Here is a 21,974-nt window from a genome sequence, read left to right as displayed (position 1 = left end):
TTACTGATTGGGGAGCAGTTTTCAAGCCTCTCGCTCGGCAACTGCAACATAAAAAAAGATGCGACACACATAAGTAAATAATTTATCTATATCATTCATATTATACCGTTTAGAAACCAATAGTCAAAATACTCACTCAATATTATGCTTTTCTTTAAATGATTGACTCACTCCTGGCAAAATAGTTCTTACCAAACTCTCGCGAACGTTTCCCTTTCCAGCTCGCTTCTAAAGAACCTAAGAGCCAGCAGCGTCGTTCGTCGGCCGACTCACGGCGATTAAAAGAGAGTGTCTTTAGTCGTCGTGAGGCGAACTGAACGGCACCTTTGGCTCTGGAGGGCTTGGTGAGCAAGAGTTAGGTGGCAGATGGCTCGCTTAGGTGGCCTATCCATTCCGCCTGTACGTCCCGGCTAGAAAAGCTCGCTGACTAGCATCTAGCCGATTGGCCCGGTCGCTCTTCTCACACGTCCTCACCATCCTATAAAAACCAAAAATAGAGGTCCGGCCTAACCTAAACGGTTATGATCCAGACCTCTGTCTACTATTCTTTTTAAATTGGCGCTAGAGGCCGGTCCATGACGCTCGACTTTCAAGCCTAGCAACAGCCAGCCGCTTCACACCAACTCATAAACCATTACATGCCGCTCTTAAGAGAAGACAATTACTGGCATACCCAATGTGACATGTTCAAACACTTGTGGCATTACACCTGGTGGCGTGTTGATACAGCCTAGAGAACCACTGGTTTTATAAACCTCTCCACCAAAGGCTGGTTGCCAATTGGCATCGTGAATCCCTTGACCTGTATCGTCAAAAGGAATCCAGAAAGAAACGGGTTGTACATAATCAACACCTGTATGAGCATTAAAGCCTTTTAAATCTGTATCTGTTTCTTTGTTCCAGACTGAATAGGCGCCTGCAACCGTAGAGGTACCTATTTGACCTGTAACGATTGGTGTTTCTATCACTCGTGCACCATCCACGTAAACATACATCATTTGGTTTGTCATATCGACTTCAACATAACTATTGCCGATATCACTTTCACCTTCTAAAGAGTTTGCATAACCCGTCCCTACAATAGCAGGTTCACGCGTTACATCGACTCCAGCATATAAATCTGCCGCGATATTCTGTGTTTCAGTTTCTCGATCAATCGACCAACCTAACGTTCCTGCAGGCACTTCAACCGTTCCTTGAAGGGTACTTGAGAACTGACGAACATCATCGAACGTCGCATACTTTTCATTTAAAGTACCGAGCCATTCGTAAATCATATTCTGATCGAAGACTACTTCGTTATTACTATCGAAATACATCCACTCCAAAACAGTTTCTTTCGCAATCACTTCTTCTTTTCCGGCAATCGTTAGCGTAATTTTCGTGTTCGATACTTGATCAATCTGATTCATTACCGACGTGATTTTCTCATCTTCAGTTGTTACTTCAGGTTGCAGATAGCTCTCGTTGATTTCAATAGTCGAAGACCCACTCTGAATACCCGACACAACTAACTCCTTAATCTTCTCGATATCTAACTGAGTACCGGTTTCCTCAGGTACCACGAAATAACCGCGTCCTTCACCGTAATCAATATAAGCATCTTGAGCAATAATTCGCCCTTCATTCGAGATTCCAACCTCAGCTAAAGCATTTTCAATTGCAAGATCATCAATACGAATGTGATTCATTAACACATTATCGTACTCAACCGAATCGAAGAAACCCGTCAACCAAAGCATCGGATCTTGATTATTATATGAAGCTTCCAAGAAAGCTTGCGTATTCACTTGAGCATTCAAATCAGCCATTGAAAACGTCCCTAATCCCTTACCGTTTTCTGTAATCGTTACAGTTTGTTGATTAATGTCTGCTTCAATCCGTTCTTGCGCCTCAGCCAAAGATAAATTACTAATATCAATATTCCCAAAACTCGTGTTCGCCTGAAACTTTTCAGCGTAAAAGCCGATACCAGCGCCATAACCGAGCCCAAGGACTACAATCGTTAAGAGCACAATAATTAGTGCTTTTTTCATATTTCCACCACCGTGTATTTTTTTCCTATTCAAATAAGCATTTTAGCATACAATTATGAAGAATCTATAAATATTCTATTAAGCTTTTCCCTTTGATAGAATATGCTTTTCAATCGCTTGAGCAACACCCGCATCCTCATTGGATCCAGTCACCACATCGGCAACCTCTTTAATGCGAGCGACGGCATTGCCCATGGCAACACCAAGGCCAGCCCATTGAATCATCTCTAAATCATTCAGTTGGTCTCCAATGGCCATCACATGCTCGGCTTCGATATCTAAACACTTAGCTAAATTTTTCAAGCTCGACGCTTTCGATACGCCCTTCACTAGAAACTCTGCAATAATTGGTTGACTACGAACCGTCGAATAATGTTCAAACAACTCGCTTGGCAGACGCTCCTTCATAGCGTCAAGAATTTCTGGTTCAGCTAAAACCATGGCTTTATTAAAGCTTTCGAAAGCTAAAAACTCATCGGCCGTGAAAGGTGTAATGGGTGTGCTCAACGCTTTTGAGTCACTAACGACAAGCTTGTTGGCTTCATATTGACTAACGAGCATCATGCCTTCTTGGTCAAAGGCAACTAATTGAGCCCCTTCTTCATCAAAAACACGTGCAAAATCCATTAAAACTTCACGCGCTTCTCTAGATAAAGTCACTTGGTCAACAATTTCAAGGTCGTGCAAGCGGTGAGTCACAGAACCGTTTTGAAGAATCAGAAAATCATCTTCGCCATCAAATGGTAACTGCGCCATAATCTCACGCACACCCGGTAACGTTCGACCGGTACAAATAACGACTTGAACACCTGCTTGAATCGCTTGGTGAATGGCGTCAATATTCGCTTGAGGTAATTGTTTATCATCCGTTAACAAGGTACCATCTAAATCAATGGCTACTAGCTTAATATCTTTATGCGTCATCTTGACCCACTTCCTTTCTTACCATTAATAAACCATCGCCTAAAGGTACTAAACATGAACGGTGGATGGGGTCATTTAAGACCGTATCCATTAATTCATTCAGCTTGCGGTGAATGGTTCTGACACGCTTTGGAATATTCTTTTCGTCTTCTAGAATTGTCCCCGCTTGGAAAACATCATCAATAATTAAGACGCCTCCTGTTTTTAAGACCCGTAGGCATTGTGGGTAAAACTCAATGTACTTCGCTTTGGCACTGTCCATGAAAATTAAATCGTATGCCGCCGCTTCTAATGTTGGTAACACATCCGCAGCGTCCCCTTCAATTAGTGTCACTCTTTCTTCTAAGCCCATACGCTTGAAGTTAGCTTTGGCTCGTTCATACATTTTGGCATAACGGTCAATCGTCGTTAAGTGGCCGTCTGTTTGTAAATGTTGCGCCATTAAACTGGCTGAAAAACCAATTGCCGTTCCGATTTCTAGAATATCTTTTGGTTCAACAGTGGCACAGAAAAAGTCAATAAACTTGGCTGTTTCGTGCGGAATGACTGGAATTCCCAATTCATTCGCATAGGCTTCAATTTCTCCCAAGACGCCTGGGAATTTCTGTTGACCATTTCGCATAAATTCGACTAATTCTGGCATCACGACTGGGCGATGCATCATTTCGTTTAACATGTTTTATATTCTCCTTCTTACTGTCGTTCCTTTTTTTGTTATCTGTTAGTGTGGTATTAAAAAAGTGAACATTAGAGACTGTCGTTTCTGATGTTCACTCTGCCTTGTTTATTTGATTGGGTACTGACTGATTGGGCTATTAATCTTCCTCATCTTCAATCAGATTTAATTGATCATACATGCTCATGTCTTCATCACTGAAGTCAAATTCCGTATGAAGCGCTCGTTCTTCGTCGTGAGCCACATGAATCCCACGTATTCGGCCGTTTTCGACATGGCTCGTCGTTAAGACATACTCTTGCGCTCGAACAGACACCTTCTCGTCATCGTCCGGCATATAGCCGATATGTTCGATGATCAGCCCTGCCATCGTATCGACTTCGTCTGATTCCAAATCGAGTTGAAAGTATTGATTAAACTTATCGATCGGTGTACCACCTTTAATGTAATAGTTATTGTCATCAATCTTACGAACCGAGCTAGATGAGTTCACATCCGTTTCATCTTCGATGTCTCCGACAATCTCTTCAATTAAGTCTTCTAAGGTTACAATTCCTTCTACACCACCATATTCATCGCGTAAGATCGCCATATGGGTTTGTTCTCGTTTAAATTCAACCAATAAGTCATCAATATAAATGGTTGAAGGAACAAATAAGGGTTCGCTTGAAATAGACAGTAAATCAATATTCTCGAAACCTTCTTCACGCGCAGCTTTCAATAAACTTTTGACATGGATGACGCTGATTACATTATCTTTGTCTTCACGGTAAATCGGTATTCTCGAGAATGGACTGGTTAGTAATTCGTGCATAATCTCATCGTAATTATCTTCGATATCGACCATTTGGGTATCAGTTCGCGGGACCATTACCTCACGAGCTAATTTAGAATCTAATGATAAGACCCCTTGTAACATTGAAAATTCTGCAACATCGATTGCGCCACTTTTACGTGTTTCTGCTAACAAGACTTTCATTTCATCACGTGTGAAACTTTCTTCTCTAGCGGTAAAGTCAATTGGCGTGATTTTTTTCAATAGACCAATCGAAAATGATAATAATTTGACGAATGGTCTGAATAGTTTTTGGACAATTTTAATGACCCCACTTGTTGCCATGGCAATTTCGTCAGGCATTTGTAGAGCCAATTGTTTTGGATAAAGTTCACCAAAGACGAGTGTCACATATGATAGAATAAGCGTTACGATTATAATCGCTGCTTGTTCTGCTCCGGGAAAGGTCGGTAACCAGTCTGCAATTAAACTTGCAAAACTTGCTGATGCAGAAGCACTCGATAGGAAACCCGCTAAGGTGATTGCTACTTGAATGGTTGACAAGAAGTCATCTGACTTTTCAAGTAGGTCTAAAACTCTTAAAGCTTTTTTGTTTCCTTCTTCAGCTAAGCCACGCATTTTAGATTGATTGACAGATACAAACGCTAATTCCGCTGATGCGAAAAAGGCGTTAATTAAGGTTAATATGAATATTATTAATAGTTGACCCAATAATGAATTCCCCGAGGAGTCCATGATATTTTTCTCTCCCTTGTGATAAAGTTATATTTTTAAAAAAAGTTACTACTTTAAATATAAAAAATATATTGACAAAAAGCAATAAGATTGTGCAATTTCTTTCAACTTATTCACTTTATTGACGATTCTTTAGCGTCTTAAGCGAATTTTACATTAAAAAACAATGAGAAAACATTGCTTCTGCGTTAATTCTTTGTTAAAATAAGAACGCTAGAAGAATAGATATTAAAGGAGCAGTTTCTTAAATGATTAATGAACTCTTGATCCATAAGAATCATTTAACATGCATCCCCGAGACCATGAATTGCGCAGATGCGGTCGCAATTCTCGAAAAAGAAGGAGCACGCTTGGCTCCAGTCCTTGATGGGAGCAACACATTATTTCGCGGTAATATTTACCGTTATCACATTTACCAATATAAATTTAACAATCCAGAGGCAGACTTAAATAAAATCCCGGTCACTCATTTCCTAAAGAACACTACTAAAATAGTGCATGATACCGATTCGATTTATGGTCTGTTTTTTGCAATGTCCGACTTACCTTATATAGCCGTGCTTAATGAGCAGAATACTTTCTTAGGAACCATTAGTCACAACGCTATGACACGTTACTTTGCTCAAGCATGGTCCATGCAAACAGCAGGTCATGTTATTAATGTTCGCACGATTGGTAAAAAAGGCGAGTACGAACGCCTACTCAAAATTATCCACCGCTACTCAGAGATTAATTCTTTGATGACCCTAGATGAAGCAGACACGAACACTTACGCTAGTATCAATTTCGTTTTACCAAACGACTTAGATCAAATCAAACTGAACGCTTTAGTGCGTGACTTAAATAAGCGCGGCTATCAAACACGTCACTACCGAGTGAAATAGACTATATAAGATACAGGCCTGATTAGGACTTGTCACGCCATGGTGTGGCAAGGATATGAACATCCTGCCGATTGTCAGTCAGCTAGTGCCATAATGACACAAATTTGAAGCTTTTGAGTGCTCACTTACTGATAGGTGAGCACTCAGAGGTTCATTTTGCTTTGAGGATGGCTAAAAGAACTTGTCATCACGCCACACGTTCCGAGTGAACGCTAAGAGAACCTGTCATCTAACGGTACGTTTTTTTAGAAAATAATCGCCATATTACGGGTGAAAAACACGATAACTTTATATTCTGGACGAAAAAATTGCCGCCAGGACATAAAGAGAATCGTGTTTTTTTCTTCTACTATTTATGCTTACAGAAATTTAATCACTTCTAGCGACGAAAGACGTCAAAGAATGGATTGCTCGCCTTTTCAGCACCTACTGTTGTCAATCCCCCATGGCCTGGAAATAGTTGATAAGCATCAGGTAATACTAAAATTTCACGCGCAATAGCGCCCATTAAGGTCGCATAATCCCCACCTGGTAAGTCTGTACGGCCAATTGAGCCTTGGAATACCGCATCTCCGACTACGACGATTTGAGCCTCCTCGAAAATATAAACCACATGACCTGGACTGTGCCCTGGAACATGTGCGACTTTGAAACTGAAGGGTCCAATAGTTTGTATGCCCATATCTTTATCCGTCCAAATATTTTCTGCTTCACGCATGCGCACCTCACCAAAAGGTTGGATTGCTGACAAGTTTTTCTCTGGATCTGCTAACCAAGTCGCTTCGTTCTCGTGTACGTATACTTCGATGTTAAATGCCTCACGCACTTCATCAAGCGCGCCGATATGATCTGAATGAGTGTGCGTCAACAGAATCGCTAAAGGCTCTAACCCTTGCTTGCGTATCCATGAAATCACGCGCTCTGCCTCATCACCTGGATCAAAAATCAATGCCTGATGGCTTTCTTGGTCCACTAGGACATAAGTATTTTCTTGAATCGGTCCTAAAGTCATTCCATAAATTTCTAACATAATCTACCTCCTTTCTTCTCAGACTTATGATCGTTCTATTGGCCAGTCTTCTATTCTATTATACTTGATTCCACATCCTTTTGGGCAAGTAAGTCGATGTGTCGGTGAAATTGAGACATCTAAACCCTCTATGATAGTACGCTGTTAGTCCACTTATAACCACGCGACCATCTTGCAAAAAAGAAAGGCGGTGTCACTTCACTACGTTCGTGACTATTTATATAAAAGCACTGGCTCTTTATAAAATCGTCGTGAACCGCAGGTGAATGACTCCGCTGGTATTGATGGTTAAATAGATGGCTCAAAATTATACGAGTTTGGGACTGAAAGGCTAACTGCACGCCATTCTGTAAGCACATGGCATTAGCCCTGTCACTTAAAAACCACGTGGGGTTAAACCCGCTAATTCAACGTCGCTAAAAAAACACGTGGGGTTAACCCTGGTAATTCAACGTCGCTAAAAAACCACGTGGGGTTAAACCCGCTAATTCAACGTCGCTGAAAAACCACGTGGGGTTAACCTTGCTAATTCAACCTCGCTAAAAAACCACGTGGGGTTAACTCTGCTAATTCAACGTCGCTAAAAAACCAGGTGGTGTTAACCCTGCCAATTCAATGTCGCTAAAAAACCACGTGGGGTTAAACCCGCTAATTCAACGTCGCTAAAAAATCACGTGGGGTTAAACCCGCCAATTCAACGTCGCTAAAAAAACACGTGGGGTTAACCCCGTTAATTCAATGTCGCTAAAAAACCACGTGGGGTTAACCCTGCTAATTCAACGTCGCTGAAAAACCACGTGGGGTTAAACCCGCCAACTCAACGTCGATAAAAAACCACGTGGGGTTAACCCTGCTAATTCAACGTCGCTAAAAAAACACGTGGGGTTAACCCTGCTAATTCAACGTCGCTAAAAAAACACGTGGGGTTAAACCTGCCAACTCAACGTCGATAAAAAACCACGTGGTGTTAACCCTGCTAATTCAACGTCGCTAAAAAAACACGTGGTGTTAACCCTGCCAATTCAACGTCGCTAAAAAAACACGTGGTATTAACCCCGCAAATCCAAGGTCGCTAAATAGCCATGTGGCGTTAACCCCATCAACCCAAGGTCGCCAAGCAAATGATTCCCAATGAAACATCGATAATCTTTGCGCTAAAAAAATAAGCGCCAAGCAGATTCTTTCGAACCGCTCGGCACTTACCTTCATAGTTAATCTGTAATAGCTTTATCGCTAGCTTAACTCACCAGTTAGCACCTACTCGCCAAAACCAAATACTGCTTAAGTTTCGTCAGTTAAATAAATACGTGGGACACGCCCACCGATGCCACATAGAATCTCGTAACCGATTGTATCAGTGACTTTAGCAAGATTCGACACATGGTTCTCCAGAGCGCCGTCTTGGCCTAATAAAGTAACTGTCGTACCAATTGGGTATTCAGCAGGTAAGTGAACCATTAATTGATCCATGTTGATTGTGCCGACAACCGGACAGGCTTGGCCGTCTACAAGGACAGGTGTGTCTTTAAAACGACGTAACCAACCATCAGCATAGCCGATTGGTACAGTGGCGATCCATTGGTCTTCATCTGCACAGTAGGTCGCACCATAGCTAATATGTTTGCCCGCTGGAACTTTCTTTACATGAACGATTTCAGAAACAATCGAAAGAACTGGTTTTAAACTCACTTTCGTTGCCGATGGCAACTGGTCTTTAGGATCCACACCATACATCGCAATACCATAGCGAACAATATCTGACTTAGGTTCACGTGGATACCATAAACCCATAGCTGAGTTCGCATAATGACGAACCTTCACGTTTTCCGGTACGGCCGCTGATAGCTTTAACCACTGTTCCCATTGATAATCGATATAGTCTTCTGGTCCGCCACCTGCTGTTGCAAAGTGAGTGAAGACGCCTTCCCAGTCCAACCAAGCTATCTCGCTGACTGCATCGGCAAAAGCTGTAATTTCCTCTACAGTCGTTAAGCCGATGCGCCCCATGCCTGTGTCTAATTTCAAATGGAAACGTAAGTTAGCATCGTCTAAAATTGACAGATGGTTAGTTTCTGCTAATTGTTGATAAGCCTTCTCGAAGAAATCCAAGCCACTGACTGTGACTGTTAAATTGTAGTAAATAATTTCTGCAATCCCACGTGGATCAGTTAAGCCCATCACTAAAATCGGGACAAAACGATGACCGTGTTGTCGTAATTCAATCGCTTCGTCTACCGTTGCAACAGCCAAGCCTTTGGCTCCTGCAGCTAAAGCCGCTTCAGCCACTTGCGGGGCCCCATGTCCGTAGCCATTAGCTTTAACAACTGCATAAAGTTTTTGGTCTTCGTCCATTAAATCTAACATAACACGCACATTGTGTTGAATCGCATTTAAATCGACAATCGCCTCGGTTGGACGATGTTCACTAGGTTCAAACATGAATTTATCTCCTCGTATTCTATTTCCATCTATTAATATGAATCTTTACTGTTATTCATTTTACAACTTCTAGTCAAATAAATAAAGCAGTCACTCGAGGTGACTGCTTTAATTGACGCTAAATTAATTATATTTGTTTTCGAAAAATTCTTGCAGAGCTGTTTCAATCGCTTCCTCTAGTAAGTCTACTATCACCGTCGCTGTTGCGTAATCTCGACTATGACTGATCGATAAGTGAACATTATCAACTAATGGTGCTGACACCAAGATAGGCGCCCCCATATCATTAGGTAGAATCGAGATATCTGTAAAACTGATACGGCCAATGCCGGTCCCCATCGCTTTACCGTAAGCTTCTTTGACGCTAAAACGGCCAGCGAGGAAACTCATGCGGCGCTCCTCACGGAAGGCCTCATACAATTTCAATTCAGCGGCTGTTAACACTTTTTCAGGAAAACGCGGTTGACGTTCAACGGCTTGTCGGATTCGATCGATTTCAATAATATCGGTACCTACGCGCATTTCACCGTCACCCTTTCAAATAATTAAAAATTAGTTGTCTTTATTTTTTTTGATTGAAAAACTTTTGTTTGTTTTGCTTGCAGTTTGTTTGCGGTTATCACGGTTTGGGCGATCACTGCTGCTTGCACGTTTATCGCGGTCTGGACGATCACGACGGTCACGGCGTTCGCTACTGCTTGCTCCTGTACGTCCTTCACGACTGCCGCGGCCATCACGACTTGAGCGTCCTTCACGGCTTCCACGACCTTCACGGTCGCCGTAACGTTTTCCACCACCGCCACCTGAGCGGTTGTTGCGTCCGCGTGAACGGTTATTACCTTGTTTGCCACCAGATCCTGGTAATGGTCGTTGTGGTGAGATTTGAACATTTACAGAAGAGTTGTCTGAGATGATTTCGCTTAATAAAGCAGAAACTAAGTCATTTACTTCGTAATGATTTAATAATAATTTAGCTGAGTTACGGAAGTTTTCGATATCTTCTGAAGCTAATTTATCATTTAATTGGTCGATTAATTGTTGTAGTTGTCCTTGACGCGCTTCTTTATCAGAAGGTGGCGCTAAAGGTTTCATTTGTTTAGTGGTCATTGTCTCAATTGAACGTAAGTAAGACATTTCGTTTGGTGTCACGAAAGTGACTGACATACCTTCTTTACCAGCACGACCCGTACGACCGATACGGTGAACATAGCTTTCTGGATCTTGAGTAATATCGTAGTTGTAAACGTGAGTCACGCCTGAAATATCTAATCCACGTGCAGCAACGTCAGTTGCTACTAAGATTTCAATTTCGCCACGACGGAAAGCGTTGATAACGCTCATACGTTTTTGTTGCGTGATGTCACCGTGAATTAATTCAGCGTTGAAACCACGTAACGATAAACCGTGTCCGACTTCGTCAACACGTTTTTTCGTACGACAGAACACAATTGATTGTGTTGGGTTTTGAACATCTAATAAACGTGTGAAGATGTCGAATTTCTCGTCATCACGACATTTAACAAAGTGTTGTTCAATTAAATCAGCTGTCATTTGTTTCGCTTCAACTTTAACATGCGTAGGCTCTTTTAAGAATTGTTTTCCTAAAGCTTTGATCGCCGGAGGCATTGTTGCAGAGAATAATAACGTTTGACGAGTGTCTGGTGTTTGTTCAACGATTGACTTGATGTCTTCGATGAAGCCCATGTTTAACATTTCGTCTGCTTCGTCTAATACTAATGTTTGTAATTGGTCTAATTTTAAGACTTTACGTTTAATTAAGTCTAATAGACGACCTGGCGTACCAACGATGATTTGTGGTTGGTTACGTTTGATACGTTCGATTTGTTTACCAATTGGTGAACCACCGTAAACAACGTAAACGCGAGCTCTTTGCTCTTTACCAATACGGAATAGCTCCTCTTGTACTTGAATGGCTAATTCACGAGTGGGTGCAATGACTAAACCTTGAATAGATTTTTCACTGTTATCGATTTTATTTAACATTGGCAAACCAAAAGCAGCAGTTTTACCTGTACCTGTTTGCGCTTGACCGATTAAATCTTTGCCCTCTAATGCAACAGGAACTGATTGTTGTTGGATCGGTGTTGGTTCCTCAAAGCCCATGTCTGTTAGGGATTTAAGTAAGTCTTTATTTATAGCTAATTCTGAAAATTTCAATATATTATTCTTCCTCTTCTGTGTTTTCTTTGATTTACGACAATAAAAGTTATTAGAAGTGTGATTCAGTCCGACTATATCTCTCACAAGGAGAGTGATGCATCAACTCGATGCTTACGGTTATGACAAAAGTCATAACTGACGTGTACTAGATGCTGCCTCAATCTCCGCGCTTCTAATACAAATATTCAACCCACTTAATGCAAAATATGATTGATAAACAATCTGCAGGGTCTTTCGCTCTCAACGAAAAAACCGCGATGACAAAGGACTACTAAGCCAAGGCTTTGTAGAGCGTCATGCGGTCAAGGTGCAATTTTAATAATTGGATGACTAAATGATACTTTGTTAACTTCTATAATAGTGTAACATGTTTGAATACTTCCATCAAACATAGAACTGTATCTTAACAATTATTTAGTCACTTGTCCAGTCAAAGCTGTAACAACTTGTAATAGATTAACGCCGAAGCTTGATTTCACAAGTAAAACATCGGTAGGACGGGTATCTTCTTCTAATGCTTGAATCAACTCTTCGTGTCTACTTTCGATATAAACGAGTTGGTCTAGCGTAAATTTAGATTGTAACTCTTCATATAGGTAAGCCATTTGAGGGCCAAACAAGTATACTTTATCGATGGCTTCTGGATGAATTGAGCTGCTGAGTTCACGGTGAAACTGCTCGCTATCATTACCCAACTCACGGATATCTCCTAAAACAGCCACTTTACGTTCGACCCCTTCTAACGTAATATTTGATAAAGTAGTTAAAATCGCATGCATCGACGTTGGGCTCGCATTGTAAGCATCATTTAGTAAACGTGCCCCTTGATGGGTTTTCAACCATTGTAGGCGGTTGGCTGTTAATTTAAATTGAGCCAATTGGAAAATTGCTTGTTCACTTGGCACATCTAATACTTCTGCAATACTTAAAGCAATCAGCGCGTTTGATACATTATAAGCGCCAATCACTGGTATCATGCTGATGACATTCTCGTCAATATTGGTTTTGAAATAGGTTTTATCCGGTTCTTCAACCAAGTTATAAGCAAAAACATCCGCATGCTCATCGAAACCAAAGCTGCGCATATAAATTGGAAACTCAATCTCTGGCATTTCTGTTTCAATCAAGGCTTCATTGGCTGGATAAATAAAGATGCCATTCTCCTTCAAACCATTTAAAATTTCTAGCTTTGCTCGCGCAATCCCTGCACGACTGCCTAAAAACTCAAGATGGCTTTCTCCAATTAAAGTCACGACTGCGATATCTGGCTTAGCAATCTTGGATAATAATTCAATCTCACCGAAAGCGCTCATTCCCATTTCAACCACACACACTTGTGTGTCTTCAGGCATATGTAATAAAGTATAGGGCAAGCCAATCTCGTTATTATAATTACCTTCTGTTTTATGGACGATGTATTTGGCTTTCAAGGTTGAAGCCGTCATATCTTTGGTTGTCGTTTTACCGTTACTGCCAGTAATCCCAATCACTACTGGATTAATTAGCTTGCGATAATAAGCGGCTAATTTTTGGAAAGCTTCCAATGTATCATCAACAAATACGACTGCTAATTGATCGGAAGGTGCCTCTGCTTGGTCGCCTGACCATAATGTCGCTACTGCTCCATTATCAATCGCTTGTTGAATATAACTGTGGCCGTCTGTCGTTCCGCCAACTAAGGGGATAAATAAGCCTCCTGGCTTAATACGACGCGCATCAAATTCAACATTTTCAACTGAAATCGATCGGTCCTTAGCTGTATAATCGATTGCTTGAACCTGTTTCACAACATCCATTAACTTAATAGCTTTCATTCGTTTTCCCACCTAATATCTTTCATTCATTCTATTATTCGCCCATTAAACAGCCCTCTCACTACAATGGCAAAATAGGGTACGTTCCACTGTGAGGCTATTTTCCCTGTTTTTTCTTTAATTATCTTAGGGCTTTCTTGGCATTGTAGCGACGCAGTGCTAATTGTAATAATTCTTCAATTAAATCGCGGGCTTCTAGGCCAGTTGCTTGCCACAAGCTTGGATACATACTGTATGGTGTAAAACCTGGCATAGTATTGATTTCATTAATATAGACGTCGTAGCTGCTTGTGACAAAGAAATCCACACGTGACAAGCCGCTGCCGTCAATTGCACGGTAAGCTTGAAGCGCATACTCTTGAATCTTCTCAGAAACAGCTTCTGGTAAGTCAGCAGGTATCTGCTTATGAACACTGTTGTTGACATATTTTTCGTTGTAATCGTAAAAATCCACTTCTTTGAGTAATTTGCCGACTAAACTGACATGCGCGTCATCATTCCCCAGAACTGCGACTTCACACTCATCGGCTGAAATCCCTTGTTCCACTAAAATCCGGCGGTCAAAACGAAGAGCTGTTTCGATGGCTGCCGCCAATTGCTCACGGTCATGTACTTTATTAATGCCAACACTTGAGCCCATATTAGCGGGTTTGACAAATAATGGATATAACAAGCTGCCTTCACATTTCTGAATCCATTCCTCAGAACTTTCGCGCCACTCTCTTTGATCGAAAGCCACATAAGGCACTTGTGGAATATTGCTGTTGTCAAATAAACGTTTACTAATAATTTTATCCATACCATTGGCACTCGCCGTAACGCCCGCTCCTACATAAGGAACGTCTAGCACTTCAAGGAAGCCTTGAATCGTGCCATCTTCACCATTTGGACCGTGTAAAATTGGAAAAACGATTGTCTCTTCGTCCTCAACTTTGATAGCACCCGGGTTAATCACGACGCCACGTGATGTCTCATCAGATGATTGAGCCCAATAGGCCGTCTCGCTTGCTTGAAGCGTCAATTGTTCCACGCTGTCGCTTGGCTGTTCAAGCAAAGGTGCTTTTAGCCATTGCCCTTCTTTTGTAATATAAATCGGCTGTACTTGATAATACTTGTACATAATTGCCTGGCAAATATTGTGAGCAGAAATAATTGAAATTTCGTGCTCGGCACTTTGCCCTCCGTATAATAGCGTGATTTTCATTCTTTAATCCTCCCAATTCTAACTTTCCAAGTCAACATGCAACTCTAACGTCCACTCTTTACTCTGTGTGTCATAAACTAAGCTGCCGACTGCCTCGTTCAAGACTTGATTTTGTGACAAAAGAGTTAATTCATCTTCAATAATCATTAATGGAATTCGCCAGCTGTTTTCTCTTTGTTCAGCTTGCGAATAATTTATTTTAATACCACTCGCAAATAGAGGACTCAACTGCTCCACTACCTCCATCGGCAAACTTGCGACAACTTCTTTACGTCCAAAAAAGCGCGACTTTCTTTCATTCATAAGCTCAGTCGTCTCCTCTTGAATCACTCGTTGAAAACGAGGATAGAAATGAGTAACGTGTCGATAATACATCTTATTTAAACCATTTGGCAAGGTTAGAAAGACATAGTTATTCTGTAACTTATAGAAGAATGCTGATCTCAGCGTCTTATGCGCATGAAACAAATACAACAGCTCAGAAATTTCCGTTGGCGATAATTGATGCATCAACTCGATACTCTCAAAATCAACCCAATTGGACATCCGAATATTCTCCTTACGACAAATTTCCATATAATCGTAAACTTCCGTCTGGCCACGTAAAATTTTAAAGTTCGTCTGCGCATCATAACGGCCAAACTCCGGCGGCGTTTCACCTAAAATCAAATGGGTCGGCATGTACTGCTCATTAAAATCCGAACTCCGTAAAGAAATTGCACGCGTCATAATATGGTTCGTTACCGAATCATAATGCACATACAAGTTAATTCGACTCATTTCTTTCCTCCTTCCTCTTTCACTCTGGATACAATAGGGCCTTAAGCCAGCTGGCAGTTTGAAACCAGCTTTTCTATCGCTACTTGGTAAATACTAATGCTTTCTTTTATAAAGCTTGGCGTGTAGCTATCTGGCTTTGAGCACGTCTGACGCCCCGCAAAAATCGAGCGACGCTTCCTTTATGAGTCCCCCATAAAAAAAAAGCGTCATTTTTGTGAGTCATGATTCCCATAAAAAGCTCAAATTATCATTAGCCCTCATTTTACTCTTTTTAAAGACTAATTTAAAGACCTTGTCTACGGAAATATATTACAGTTCAACGACAGTGTAAACGCCCATCAATACTATTATATAGGAAGCTAGGTCCTTTGTGGGGAATATCGCCATAATGTCATGATAACGTCATTTATGCGCGTGTGGGCGGCAGGTCGAGGAGGCAACGAGGTAAATTTCCTTGCGTCATACACAAACCTAAACCTGCTTTCTTGCGTCTTTTGCTACCAGCAATTAATTTCACTCTAAATATGTAACCTCTCCTTCTTCCCCCAAAGAAAACCCGCAGTGTTACTCGCCCAGGCTCACGTTGATAGAAGCTAGCTGCTGCCCTTGTAAAATCGTCAAACCCATCGTGGCTGACGTTTTTTCTTTTAGCCTTTTACACTGCTTACTTTGGTGGCCGTCAAACAGCCCCAAGCAAACCAAAAAAAGCCCCAACCCGCTCACTTTCCACGGACTGGCGCCTTCTAATTCATTACAGATATAATCCTTTTGACGTCCCATTCAAATCGAGAAACAATCCAAGCTTAGAATTGAACTTGTGGTGCTTGACGAGCAGCATCTGGTGTTTCCAAATAAGGTTTAACTGTAAAACCATGAACACCCGCCACAATATTTGTAGGAACAGTTTGCACACGTTCATTGTATTGCTGAATACTTGAGTTATACAATTGACGCGACGTTGCAATTTTGTTCTCTGTATCTTCCAAAGTTCTTTGAAGTTCTTGGAAGTTTGTGTTGGCCTTCAAATCTGGATACGCCTCAGCAACCGCTAGTAAACGTGAAAGAGCACCCGATAACTCATTTGACATGGCATTCTTTTGCTCAGGAGAAGCGTCAGCCGGCAGGTTCACAATTTGTTGACGAGCAGTGACAACAGCTTCAAGAGTTTCACGTTCATGGCTTGCATAACCTTTGACCGTTTCCACGATATTAGGAATCAAGTCATTACGTCTTTGTAGTTGAACGTCGATTTGACTAAAGCTACCTTCTGCCCAAGTACGAAGTTTTACAAGACTATTATAAATTGAAATCCATGCAAAAGCTAAAATCAACAGGACTCCGAGTCCAATTAGTGCGATCATCATGATGTTTTCCACCTTTCTTACTTACCTTGTTAATTCAAGTATAATCGATTCTAAAGATAATGTGAAATATTAAGCCAAATTAAACTTCAGCCTGAGCTAAAAGACGCCTCACCAACCGTTGCGCCTGACCTTGAATCTTAAAAGTAGAATTATTCTGATAAATCGCACCGCCCACTAACATCCCATGACCATGTAAACTAGCCCACTCACCATAACGCGGCGAAATCAGATTCAGCGACTCAACATTCACACTCAAACCACCCGCAGAATCGACTTGCACCAAACGCTGATCGACTAAACGCTCCAGCAAATCATAGCCCTCAAGATCGCGCATCGCCAAGTCCATGCCCGTCGCATTCACCACCCAATCAACCACCACATCCGCGTCACCCTCACCCAGCCCGAGGACAAAATAAGGCTCTACCCCCTCTGGCGTCAACTCACTTGGCCTTTGACATGCTTCAATGATTGACACATCCCATAAGATAGTAATCTCTTTATTTCTCACGCCCTCTAATAATTCAACCGCTGAAGCATGCGGCATCGGATTACGAAAAGCAACCAATAACTTATCATAGCGTTCATTAAATTGCTGGCGGTCACTTTCATTCATCGCCGCCCAACCTTCCGTTAGAATAATCGCCGCTTGCAACATCACCTGTTGCATCAAACTCACTAGATCTGGATTATGGTAGGAAACTAACACCCCTTCGATTCCTCGTCGAAAAAATGTCTCTATAAAATAAGTCAGGTCAATCCCCAATTGTGCCAACTCCGCCTTCAATAAGTTTTCGAAGTTCTCAAAACTAAACCGTCCCTCTTGCTGCTTGATAGATACTCGCACATTCTCTTCCGTTAAAATCTTACATTGATAAGGCGAGTCCGCTTGTCCCCGCACGCTCGGAAAATAATTTGAACGCGAAAACAGCTTCAGTTCGCGAATCCCCAATTCATCATATAGGTATTTGTAAACGTCCAAAGCCGACAAGCCTGTCCCAATCACCGCCACCGAGTCGCCCGGCTTCGGCCCTTCCTTCAAGGCTGCTAGAGGATAGGGCTCATGAATATAATGTGGCTGACCTTTTAAGTCATAATAATCAGCTGCCGGCAATTCGCCGCAACACAAATGCAGGCGGTCAAAAAGCAAATCCTCAGCCCGAACGTCTTCAAGCCCATCGGCATCAGCCGACAACTGAAGCTGCCATTGGCGACTAGCCGGCAACCATTTGACAGCCGTCACTTTCGTCTCGATGACGCTTGCTCCTAACTCACTGACTAATGCTTGCGTGCGAGCATTCAAATAATCGCCAAATAATTTGCGACTGGTAAACTCCGGTACTTCCAGACCTTCTATCTTTAACCAATTAACGAAATCCTCTTCGTCTTCAAAATCATAACTAATCGTATGACTCCGCGAATTATTCAAAGCGTGTACCGACTGCTCGCGAAAGGGCTTGCCTCGCCCAAAACTTTCAGACGAGTCGAAACATACCAATTCCACTTCAGCCGCCGGATAATGCGGCAACTCCTTGGCATACGCCAATAAGACACCTGCTCCACTGACGCCCATCCCAATCACCGCTATTTTTTCCTTCATACGAAAACCCCTTTATCTAGCCAACTATTTGACTTAGCTATTTTGTCCAATGAATTATGATTCTTTGTCTTTTATAAACTGTCCCCTTATTTTACCACGTTCTGTCTGAATCTGTTTCCCCCAAAAGATTATTATTTCGAATTCATTGGATTTATTTGTTGACACTGTCATGCATTAGCGTTATCATTATAATGTTCGTTTGAATGATAAATTTAACACCTACACATAAAAAACTTTAACGGAGGAATTACTATGACATTGAATCCATTGACTCAAGCAAAAACCAATCTAATCACCAGCGCCATCCAAATTAACGCTCTCGACTCAGCCAACTTAGCTGCTTACTACGAGCAAGTGATCGGCCTAACACCGATTGAAACTAAAGAAGGCTACTACGCACTGGGAACGCCAGACCAAAAGGTCCTATTAGAAATCTTCCAAACATCAAGTCGCGAAGAAATCAAAGCAACCGGTCTTTACCACATGGCCTTTCTATTACCCACGATGGCTGACTTAGGAACAATCCTCATGCACTTTGTGAAAAATGAAGTACCATTAACTGGCGCGTCAAACCATGGCTACAGTAATGCCCTTTACATGGACGATCCAGAAGGCAACGGCATCGAAATCTACGTCGATAAAGACACAAGTGAATGGGACATCCACGAAGACGGCCACATCGCAGGCATCGTCGAACAAATGGACGTCGAAGCAGTCGTTAAAAATGCCCGCCCAGAATTTGACGGCATGCCAAATGGCACAACCATGGGCCACATCCACTTACACGTAGGTGACATCGACGCGTCACGCGACTTTTTCCTTGACGTTCTGGGCCTAGGTTTCAAATTCCCAATGGGACAAGCCATCTTCATGGCATCCGGCGACTACCACCACCACCTAGGCGCCAACCTATGGAAAGGCCGCAACCTACCAGGACCAGCCAGCCTGGACCAACAAGGCCTCCGCGCCTCAATCTGGCAAGGTAACCAAGCAGACTACGACTACGTAATCGAACGCTTAGACGCCAACAACATCGCCTACGACAACTCAGGCACCGAACTAACATTCAAAGACAACTCTGGTTTAACCACCATCGTTCGTTTAACAAAATAGAACCTCATCCCACACGCATTTAGCCGACCCTGTCCTTGACAAGGCCGGCTGACTGCCTTTATTTAGAAGGAGTCCATATGACACACATTAGAAGAAGACTGCTCAGCCTAGTACTACTTTCTTTTCTACCCATTACCCACGTCTTTGCGCAAACGAGCGTTCCCTTCGCACACGCTAGTACGGTGCTAGACTTAAGCGCAGAAGAACACGCCCAAAGACAGGCACAAGAAACTGCCCTCACACCTGTAGGCTACCAACTCAATGCGATGAAACCGAGTATTCTGGCAGATTTTTATATCCATTTACTTGGGATGCACTTAGTTGAAGCCGACGAGGCAGCTGACTATTATGCTTTAGGTAACGCAGCCGGCGAGATTCTCTTAGAAATTTTCCCAGCTACCGCCCCAAGAACTAGCCAGACAAGTGGCTTATATCATGGGGCTTTCTTATTCGATTCCGAAGTCGAGTTCGGCACGACCCTGGCCCACCTACTTGAAAACAAAGCCCCCATGCATGGCTATTCCGATCATGGTTTCAGTAAGGCCGCCTATCTAGGTGACATTGAAGGCAATAGTATTGAAATTTACCTAGACACGCCGACCGGCTCGTGGCAAATCGATGAATTTGGCTACACGCAAGGTGGCAATGAGGCCTTAGATATCACGCCCTATCTGCTTCAAAGAAGCCAGGACGTTACCGGCTTTGGTGAAGGCGTTACGATGGGACATTTCCATTTGAGCGTCAATAACATTGAGGAGTCGGAATGGTTTTACGGCGAAGTTTTAGGCTTAGCTCAAAGCTCAGCTCCAACGAGCGATACTGCCTTCTTTGCGACGGGCGATTACCATCACTACCTGGGGACCAATAGTTGGACAAGCGAACATGCTCCTGCTCCAAGCGCTGGCCTTCAAGGTTTACGCGCTACCATTTGGCAAGCAAGCTCATCTGACGATATCGCTTATATTATGGAACAACTTGACGCTGGCGATATTAGTTATGAAGAAAATGATCAGGAATTAAGTCTACTGGATAATTCGGGCTTATCAGTCATTATCCGCAAGTAACTAACGCACGCTTTTAAGACCGCCATGGCGGTCTTTTTCCTATTTTGTCCAGTAGATTTTGCGTAAGAAAAAGGTTAGGATAGAAGAGGAGGTGGGCAATGAAACGATTATTGATAGGACTCATGTTGTGGCTCGTGTGGCCGTTAGGGATTGGCTTGGCCGAAGACGTACCGTCGTCATACGAGTGGCAAGCAGAAGCTTTTGACATGGCTGCTTTGTTTGAAGTTGACTTGGTCAAAGTTGTCGATGGGGATACCGCTTATTTCTTGACGGAAGATTCGCGTGAGGTCAAGGCGCGCTTTCTATTAATCGATACGCCTGAATTACGACACCCTAAAACGGGCAAGCAACCTTTATCCGACGAAGCAAAGGCACGCGTTAGCGAATTGTTGGAGGATGCCGATCAGATTTACTTGGAATACGATATCGGTTCGCGTTTAGACAAATACCAGCGCGATCTAGTTTACGTTTGGGCGGATGATGTCTTAGTGCAGGAAGTGCTGGCCGCTGAAGGCTTGGCCGATGTCACTTACATTTACCCACCCAACACACGCTACTTGGAGTTCTTGGATGAAGCTAAAGACTTTGCCCAAGTTGAACGCCAAGGTTTGTGGGGCTTGCCGAGTGCTTTTGAATCCTTGGATGACGGCGATTCGGCGAATGCGGTGGCCAACCAGTTTGAAGGCGGCGGCGATAATTCAACTTCTAGCGATTCAGCTGATTATCAAACTGTTTATATCGCGCCCTTGTCTGGCACCAAATACCATTTGGATGAACGTTGTCGCGGCTTGAAGAAGGCTGCCTCGGTGGAAGCTTTAACTTTAGAAGAGGCAATGGCTCAAGGTTATGATTTATGTGGTTATGAGAAATAAAAGTATACTTGTCGCCCGATCTATCTTTTGATGGATCGGAGGCTTTTTTTTTGGGGGGGAATTGTCCCACTCGGGATTTGAGTGGGACAATTAAAACTTTAACGTGACCACTCAGATGGCGAGTGGGACAATTCGAATGAATTTAGAGAGGATTTAGGTGATTTCAGCCCTTTTATGCTCAAGTAGACCATTGATTTTACACGCTATAGGTGATGTTTAGGTTTTAATTGTCCCACTCGGGATTTGAGTGGGACAATTAAAACTTTAACATGACCACTCAGATGGCGAGTGGGACAATTAGAATGAATTTGGAAGGTATTTGGGTGATTTCAGCCCTTTTATGCTCAAGTAAATCTTTGATTTTACACGCTATAGGTGATGTTTAGGTTTTAATTGTCCCACTCGGGATTTGAGTGGGACAATTAAAACTTTAACGTGACCACTCAGATGGCGAGTGGGACAATT

Annotated in this window: 18 protein-coding genes; 4 read left to right on the top strand and 14 right to left on the bottom strand. The window is 42.5% G+C overall.

What is annotated here, in order from left to right:
- Positions 1-647: 647 nt before the first annotated feature.
- The 4 genes from ACTQ45_RS12545 to ACTQ45_RS12530 all read right to left on the bottom strand — a co-directional run bounded on the left by ACTQ45_RS12545 (position 648) and on the right by ACTQ45_RS12530 (position 5,167).
- Positions 648-2,036: a L,D-transpeptidase family protein gene (locus ACTQ45_RS12545; RefSeq protein WP_441751362.1), complete on the bottom strand. Its 1,389-nt coding sequence runs from the start codon at positions 2,034-2,036 to the stop codon at positions 648-650.
- 78 nt (positions 2,037-2,114) lie between these two features.
- Positions 2,115-2,960, bottom strand: a complete 846-nt coding sequence (locus ACTQ45_RS12540) for a Cof-type HAD-IIB family hydrolase (RefSeq protein WP_441763950.1) — start codon at positions 2,958-2,960, stop codon at positions 2,115-2,117.
- Positions 2,950-3,636 (bottom strand): O-methyltransferase, encoded by a 687-nt coding sequence (locus ACTQ45_RS12535; RefSeq protein ID WP_441751365.1) that lies wholly within the window; start codon positions 3,634-3,636, stop codon positions 2,950-2,952. The genes ACTQ45_RS12540 and ACTQ45_RS12535 overlap by 11 nt, the downstream gene beginning before the upstream one ends.
- A gap of 139 nt (positions 3,637-3,775) precedes the next feature.
- On the bottom strand, positions 3,776-5,167 hold the full coding sequence (locus ACTQ45_RS12530; protein WP_441751367.1) for a hemolysin family protein: 1,392 nt from the start codon (positions 5,165-5,167) through the stop codon (positions 3,776-3,778).
- Between the two features lie 248 nt (positions 5,168-5,415).
- Between ACTQ45_RS12530 and cbpA the strand changes: the two genes are divergently transcribed.
- Positions 5,416-6,051, top strand: coding sequence for a cyclic di-AMP binding protein CbpA (gene cbpA, locus ACTQ45_RS12525; protein ID WP_441751369.1), 636 nt, complete (start codon positions 5,416-5,418; stop codon positions 6,049-6,051).
- A 379-nt stretch (positions 6,052-6,430) separates the two neighbouring features.
- On the opposite strand, the gene ACTQ45_RS12520 is transcribed toward cbpA, so the two are convergent.
- The 10 genes from ACTQ45_RS12520 to ACTQ45_RS12475 form a co-directional block, all read right to left on the bottom strand.
- The gene (locus tag ACTQ45_RS12520; protein WP_441751371.1) at positions 6,431-7,081 is read right to left on the bottom strand and encodes an MBL fold metallo-hydrolase; all 651 of its coding nucleotides are present in this window, start codon (positions 7,079-7,081) and stop codon (positions 6,431-6,433) included.
- 1,281 nt (positions 7,082-8,362) lie between these two features.
- Entirely contained in the window at positions 8,363-9,520 is a 1,158-nt protein-coding gene (gene alr, locus ACTQ45_RS12515; RefSeq protein ID WP_441751373.1) for an alanine racemase, read from the bottom strand.
- Positions 9,521-9,643: 123 nt separating this feature from the next.
- Positions 9,644-10,042, bottom strand: a complete 399-nt coding sequence (gene acpS / locus ACTQ45_RS12510; protein ID WP_441751375.1) for a holo-ACP synthase — start codon at positions 10,040-10,042, stop codon at positions 9,644-9,646.
- 30 nt (positions 10,043-10,072) lie between these two features.
- Positions 10,073-11,698 (bottom strand): DEAD/DEAH box helicase, encoded by a 1,626-nt coding sequence (locus tag ACTQ45_RS12505; protein WP_441751377.1) that lies wholly within the window; start codon positions 11,696-11,698, stop codon positions 10,073-10,075.
- Between the two features lie 413 nt (positions 11,699-12,111).
- Positions 12,112-13,515 carry a UDP-N-acetylmuramoyl-tripeptide--D-alanyl-D-alanine ligase gene (locus tag ACTQ45_RS12500; protein WP_441751379.1) on the bottom strand — a complete coding sequence of 468 codons (1,404 nt, stop codon included), beginning with the start codon at positions 13,513-13,515 and terminating at the stop codon, positions 12,112-12,114.
- Between the two features lie 121 nt (positions 13,516-13,636).
- Positions 13,637-14,719 carry a D-alanine--D-alanine ligase gene (locus tag ACTQ45_RS12495; RefSeq protein ID WP_441751381.1) on the bottom strand — a complete coding sequence of 361 codons (1,083 nt, stop codon included), beginning with the start codon at positions 14,717-14,719 and terminating at the stop codon, positions 13,637-13,639.
- A gap of 18 nt (positions 14,720-14,737) precedes the next feature.
- Positions 14,738-15,499, bottom strand: a complete 762-nt coding sequence (locus ACTQ45_RS12490; protein WP_441751383.1) for a hypothetical protein — start codon at positions 15,497-15,499, stop codon at positions 14,738-14,740.
- Positions 15,500-16,063: 564 nt separating this feature from the next.
- Positions 16,064-16,279 (bottom strand): hypothetical protein, encoded by a 216-nt coding sequence (locus ACTQ45_RS12485; RefSeq protein WP_441763949.1) that lies wholly within the window; start codon positions 16,277-16,279, stop codon positions 16,064-16,066.
- A 23-nt stretch (positions 16,280-16,302) separates the two neighbouring features.
- A complete protein-coding gene (locus tag ACTQ45_RS12480) occupies positions 16,303-16,860 on the bottom strand; it encodes a LemA family protein (protein ID WP_441763958.1) in 558 nt (185 codons plus the stop codon).
- Positions 16,861-16,942: 82 nt separating this feature from the next.
- Positions 16,943-18,460, bottom strand: coding sequence for an FAD/NAD(P)-binding protein (locus ACTQ45_RS12475; RefSeq protein ID WP_441763948.1), 1,518 nt, complete (start codon positions 18,458-18,460; stop codon positions 16,943-16,945).
- Positions 18,461-18,712: 252 nt separating this feature from the next.
- Between ACTQ45_RS12475 and ACTQ45_RS12470 the strand changes: the two genes are divergently transcribed.
- The 3 genes from ACTQ45_RS12470 (at position 18,713) to ACTQ45_RS12460 (ending at position 21,509) form a co-directional block, all read left to right on the top strand.
- The gene (locus ACTQ45_RS12470) at positions 18,713-19,573 is read left to right on the top strand and encodes a VOC family protein (protein WP_441751387.1); all 861 of its coding nucleotides are present in this window, start codon (positions 18,713-18,715) and stop codon (positions 19,571-19,573) included.
- Between the two features lie 77 nt (positions 19,574-19,650).
- Complete coding sequence (locus ACTQ45_RS12465) at positions 19,651-20,637, top strand: VOC family protein (protein WP_441763947.1); 987 nt, start codon at positions 19,651-19,653, stop codon at positions 20,635-20,637.
- 98 nt (positions 20,638-20,735) lie between these two features.
- Positions 20,736-21,509, top strand: coding sequence for a thermonuclease family protein (locus ACTQ45_RS12460; protein WP_441763946.1), 774 nt, complete (start codon positions 20,736-20,738; stop codon positions 21,507-21,509).
- Positions 21,510-21,974 lie beyond the last annotated feature (465 nt).

Origin of the sequence: Fundicoccus sp. Sow4_D5 (assembly GCF_052116365.1) — a bacterium.
Taxonomy (GTDB): Bacteria; Bacillota; Bacilli; order Lactobacillales; family Aerococcaceae; genus Fundicoccus.
This window is presented reverse-complemented; position numbering and strand designations above follow the sequence as displayed.

What these genes read in the sequence shown, in the direction of transcription:
- ACTQ45_RS12545 (WP_441751362.1), bottom strand. Translation starts at nt 2,036, where the DNA reads ATGAAAAAAGCACTAATTATTGTGCTCTTAACGATTGTAGTCCTTGGG.
- ACTQ45_RS12540 (WP_441763950.1), bottom strand. Translation starts at nt 2,960, where the DNA reads ATGACGCATAAAGATATTAAGCTAGTAGCCATTGATTTAGATGGTACC.
- ACTQ45_RS12535 (WP_441751365.1), bottom strand. Translation starts at nt 3,636, where the DNA reads ATGTTAAACGAAATGATGCATCGCCCAGTCGTGATGCCAGAATTAGTC.
- ACTQ45_RS12530 (WP_441751367.1), bottom strand. Translation starts at nt 5,167, where the DNA reads ATGGACTCCTCGGGGAATTCATTATTGGGTCAACTATTAATAATATTC.
- cbpA (WP_441751369.1), top strand. Translation starts at nt 5,416, where the DNA reads ATGATTAATGAACTCTTGATCCATAAGAATCATTTAACATGCATCCCC.
- ACTQ45_RS12520 (WP_441751371.1), bottom strand. Translation starts at nt 7,081, where the DNA reads ATGTTAGAAATTTATGGAATGACTTTAGGACCGATTCAAGAAAATACT.
- alr (WP_441751373.1), bottom strand. Translation starts at nt 9,520, where the DNA reads ATGTTTGAACCTAGTGAACATCGTCCAACCGAGGCGATTGTCGATTTA.
- acpS (WP_441751375.1), bottom strand. Translation starts at nt 10,042, where the DNA reads ATGCGCGTAGGTACCGATATTATTGAAATCGATCGAATCCGACAAGCC.
- ACTQ45_RS12500 (WP_441751379.1), bottom strand. Translation starts at nt 13,515, where the DNA reads ATGAAAGCTATTAAGTTAATGGATGTTGTGAAACAGGTTCAAGCAATC.
- ACTQ45_RS12495 (WP_441751381.1), bottom strand. Translation starts at nt 14,719, where the DNA reads ATGAAAATCACGCTATTATACGGAGGGCAAAGTGCCGAGCACGAAATT.
- ACTQ45_RS12490 (WP_441751383.1), bottom strand. Translation starts at nt 15,499, where the DNA reads ATGAGTCGAATTAACTTGTATGTGCATTATGATTCGGTAACGAACCAT.
- ACTQ45_RS12485 (WP_441763949.1), bottom strand. Translation starts at nt 16,279, where the DNA reads ATGGGACGTCAAAAGGATTATATCTGTAATGAATTAGAAGGCGCCAGT.
- ACTQ45_RS12480 (WP_441763958.1), bottom strand. Translation starts at nt 16,860, where the DNA reads ATGATCGCACTAATTGGACTCGGAGTCCTGTTGATTTTAGCTTTTGCA.
- ACTQ45_RS12475 (WP_441763948.1), bottom strand. Translation starts at nt 18,460, where the DNA reads ATGAAGGAAAAAATAGCGGTGATTGGGATGGGCGTCAGTGGAGCAGGT.
- ACTQ45_RS12470 (WP_441751387.1), top strand. Translation starts at nt 18,713, where the DNA reads ATGACATTGAATCCATTGACTCAAGCAAAAACCAATCTAATCACCAGC.
- ACTQ45_RS12465 (WP_441763947.1), top strand. Translation starts at nt 19,651, where the DNA reads ATGACACACATTAGAAGAAGACTGCTCAGCCTAGTACTACTTTCTTTT.
- ACTQ45_RS12460 (WP_441763946.1), top strand. Translation starts at nt 20,736, where the DNA reads ATGAAACGATTATTGATAGGACTCATGTTGTGGCTCGTGTGGCCGTTA.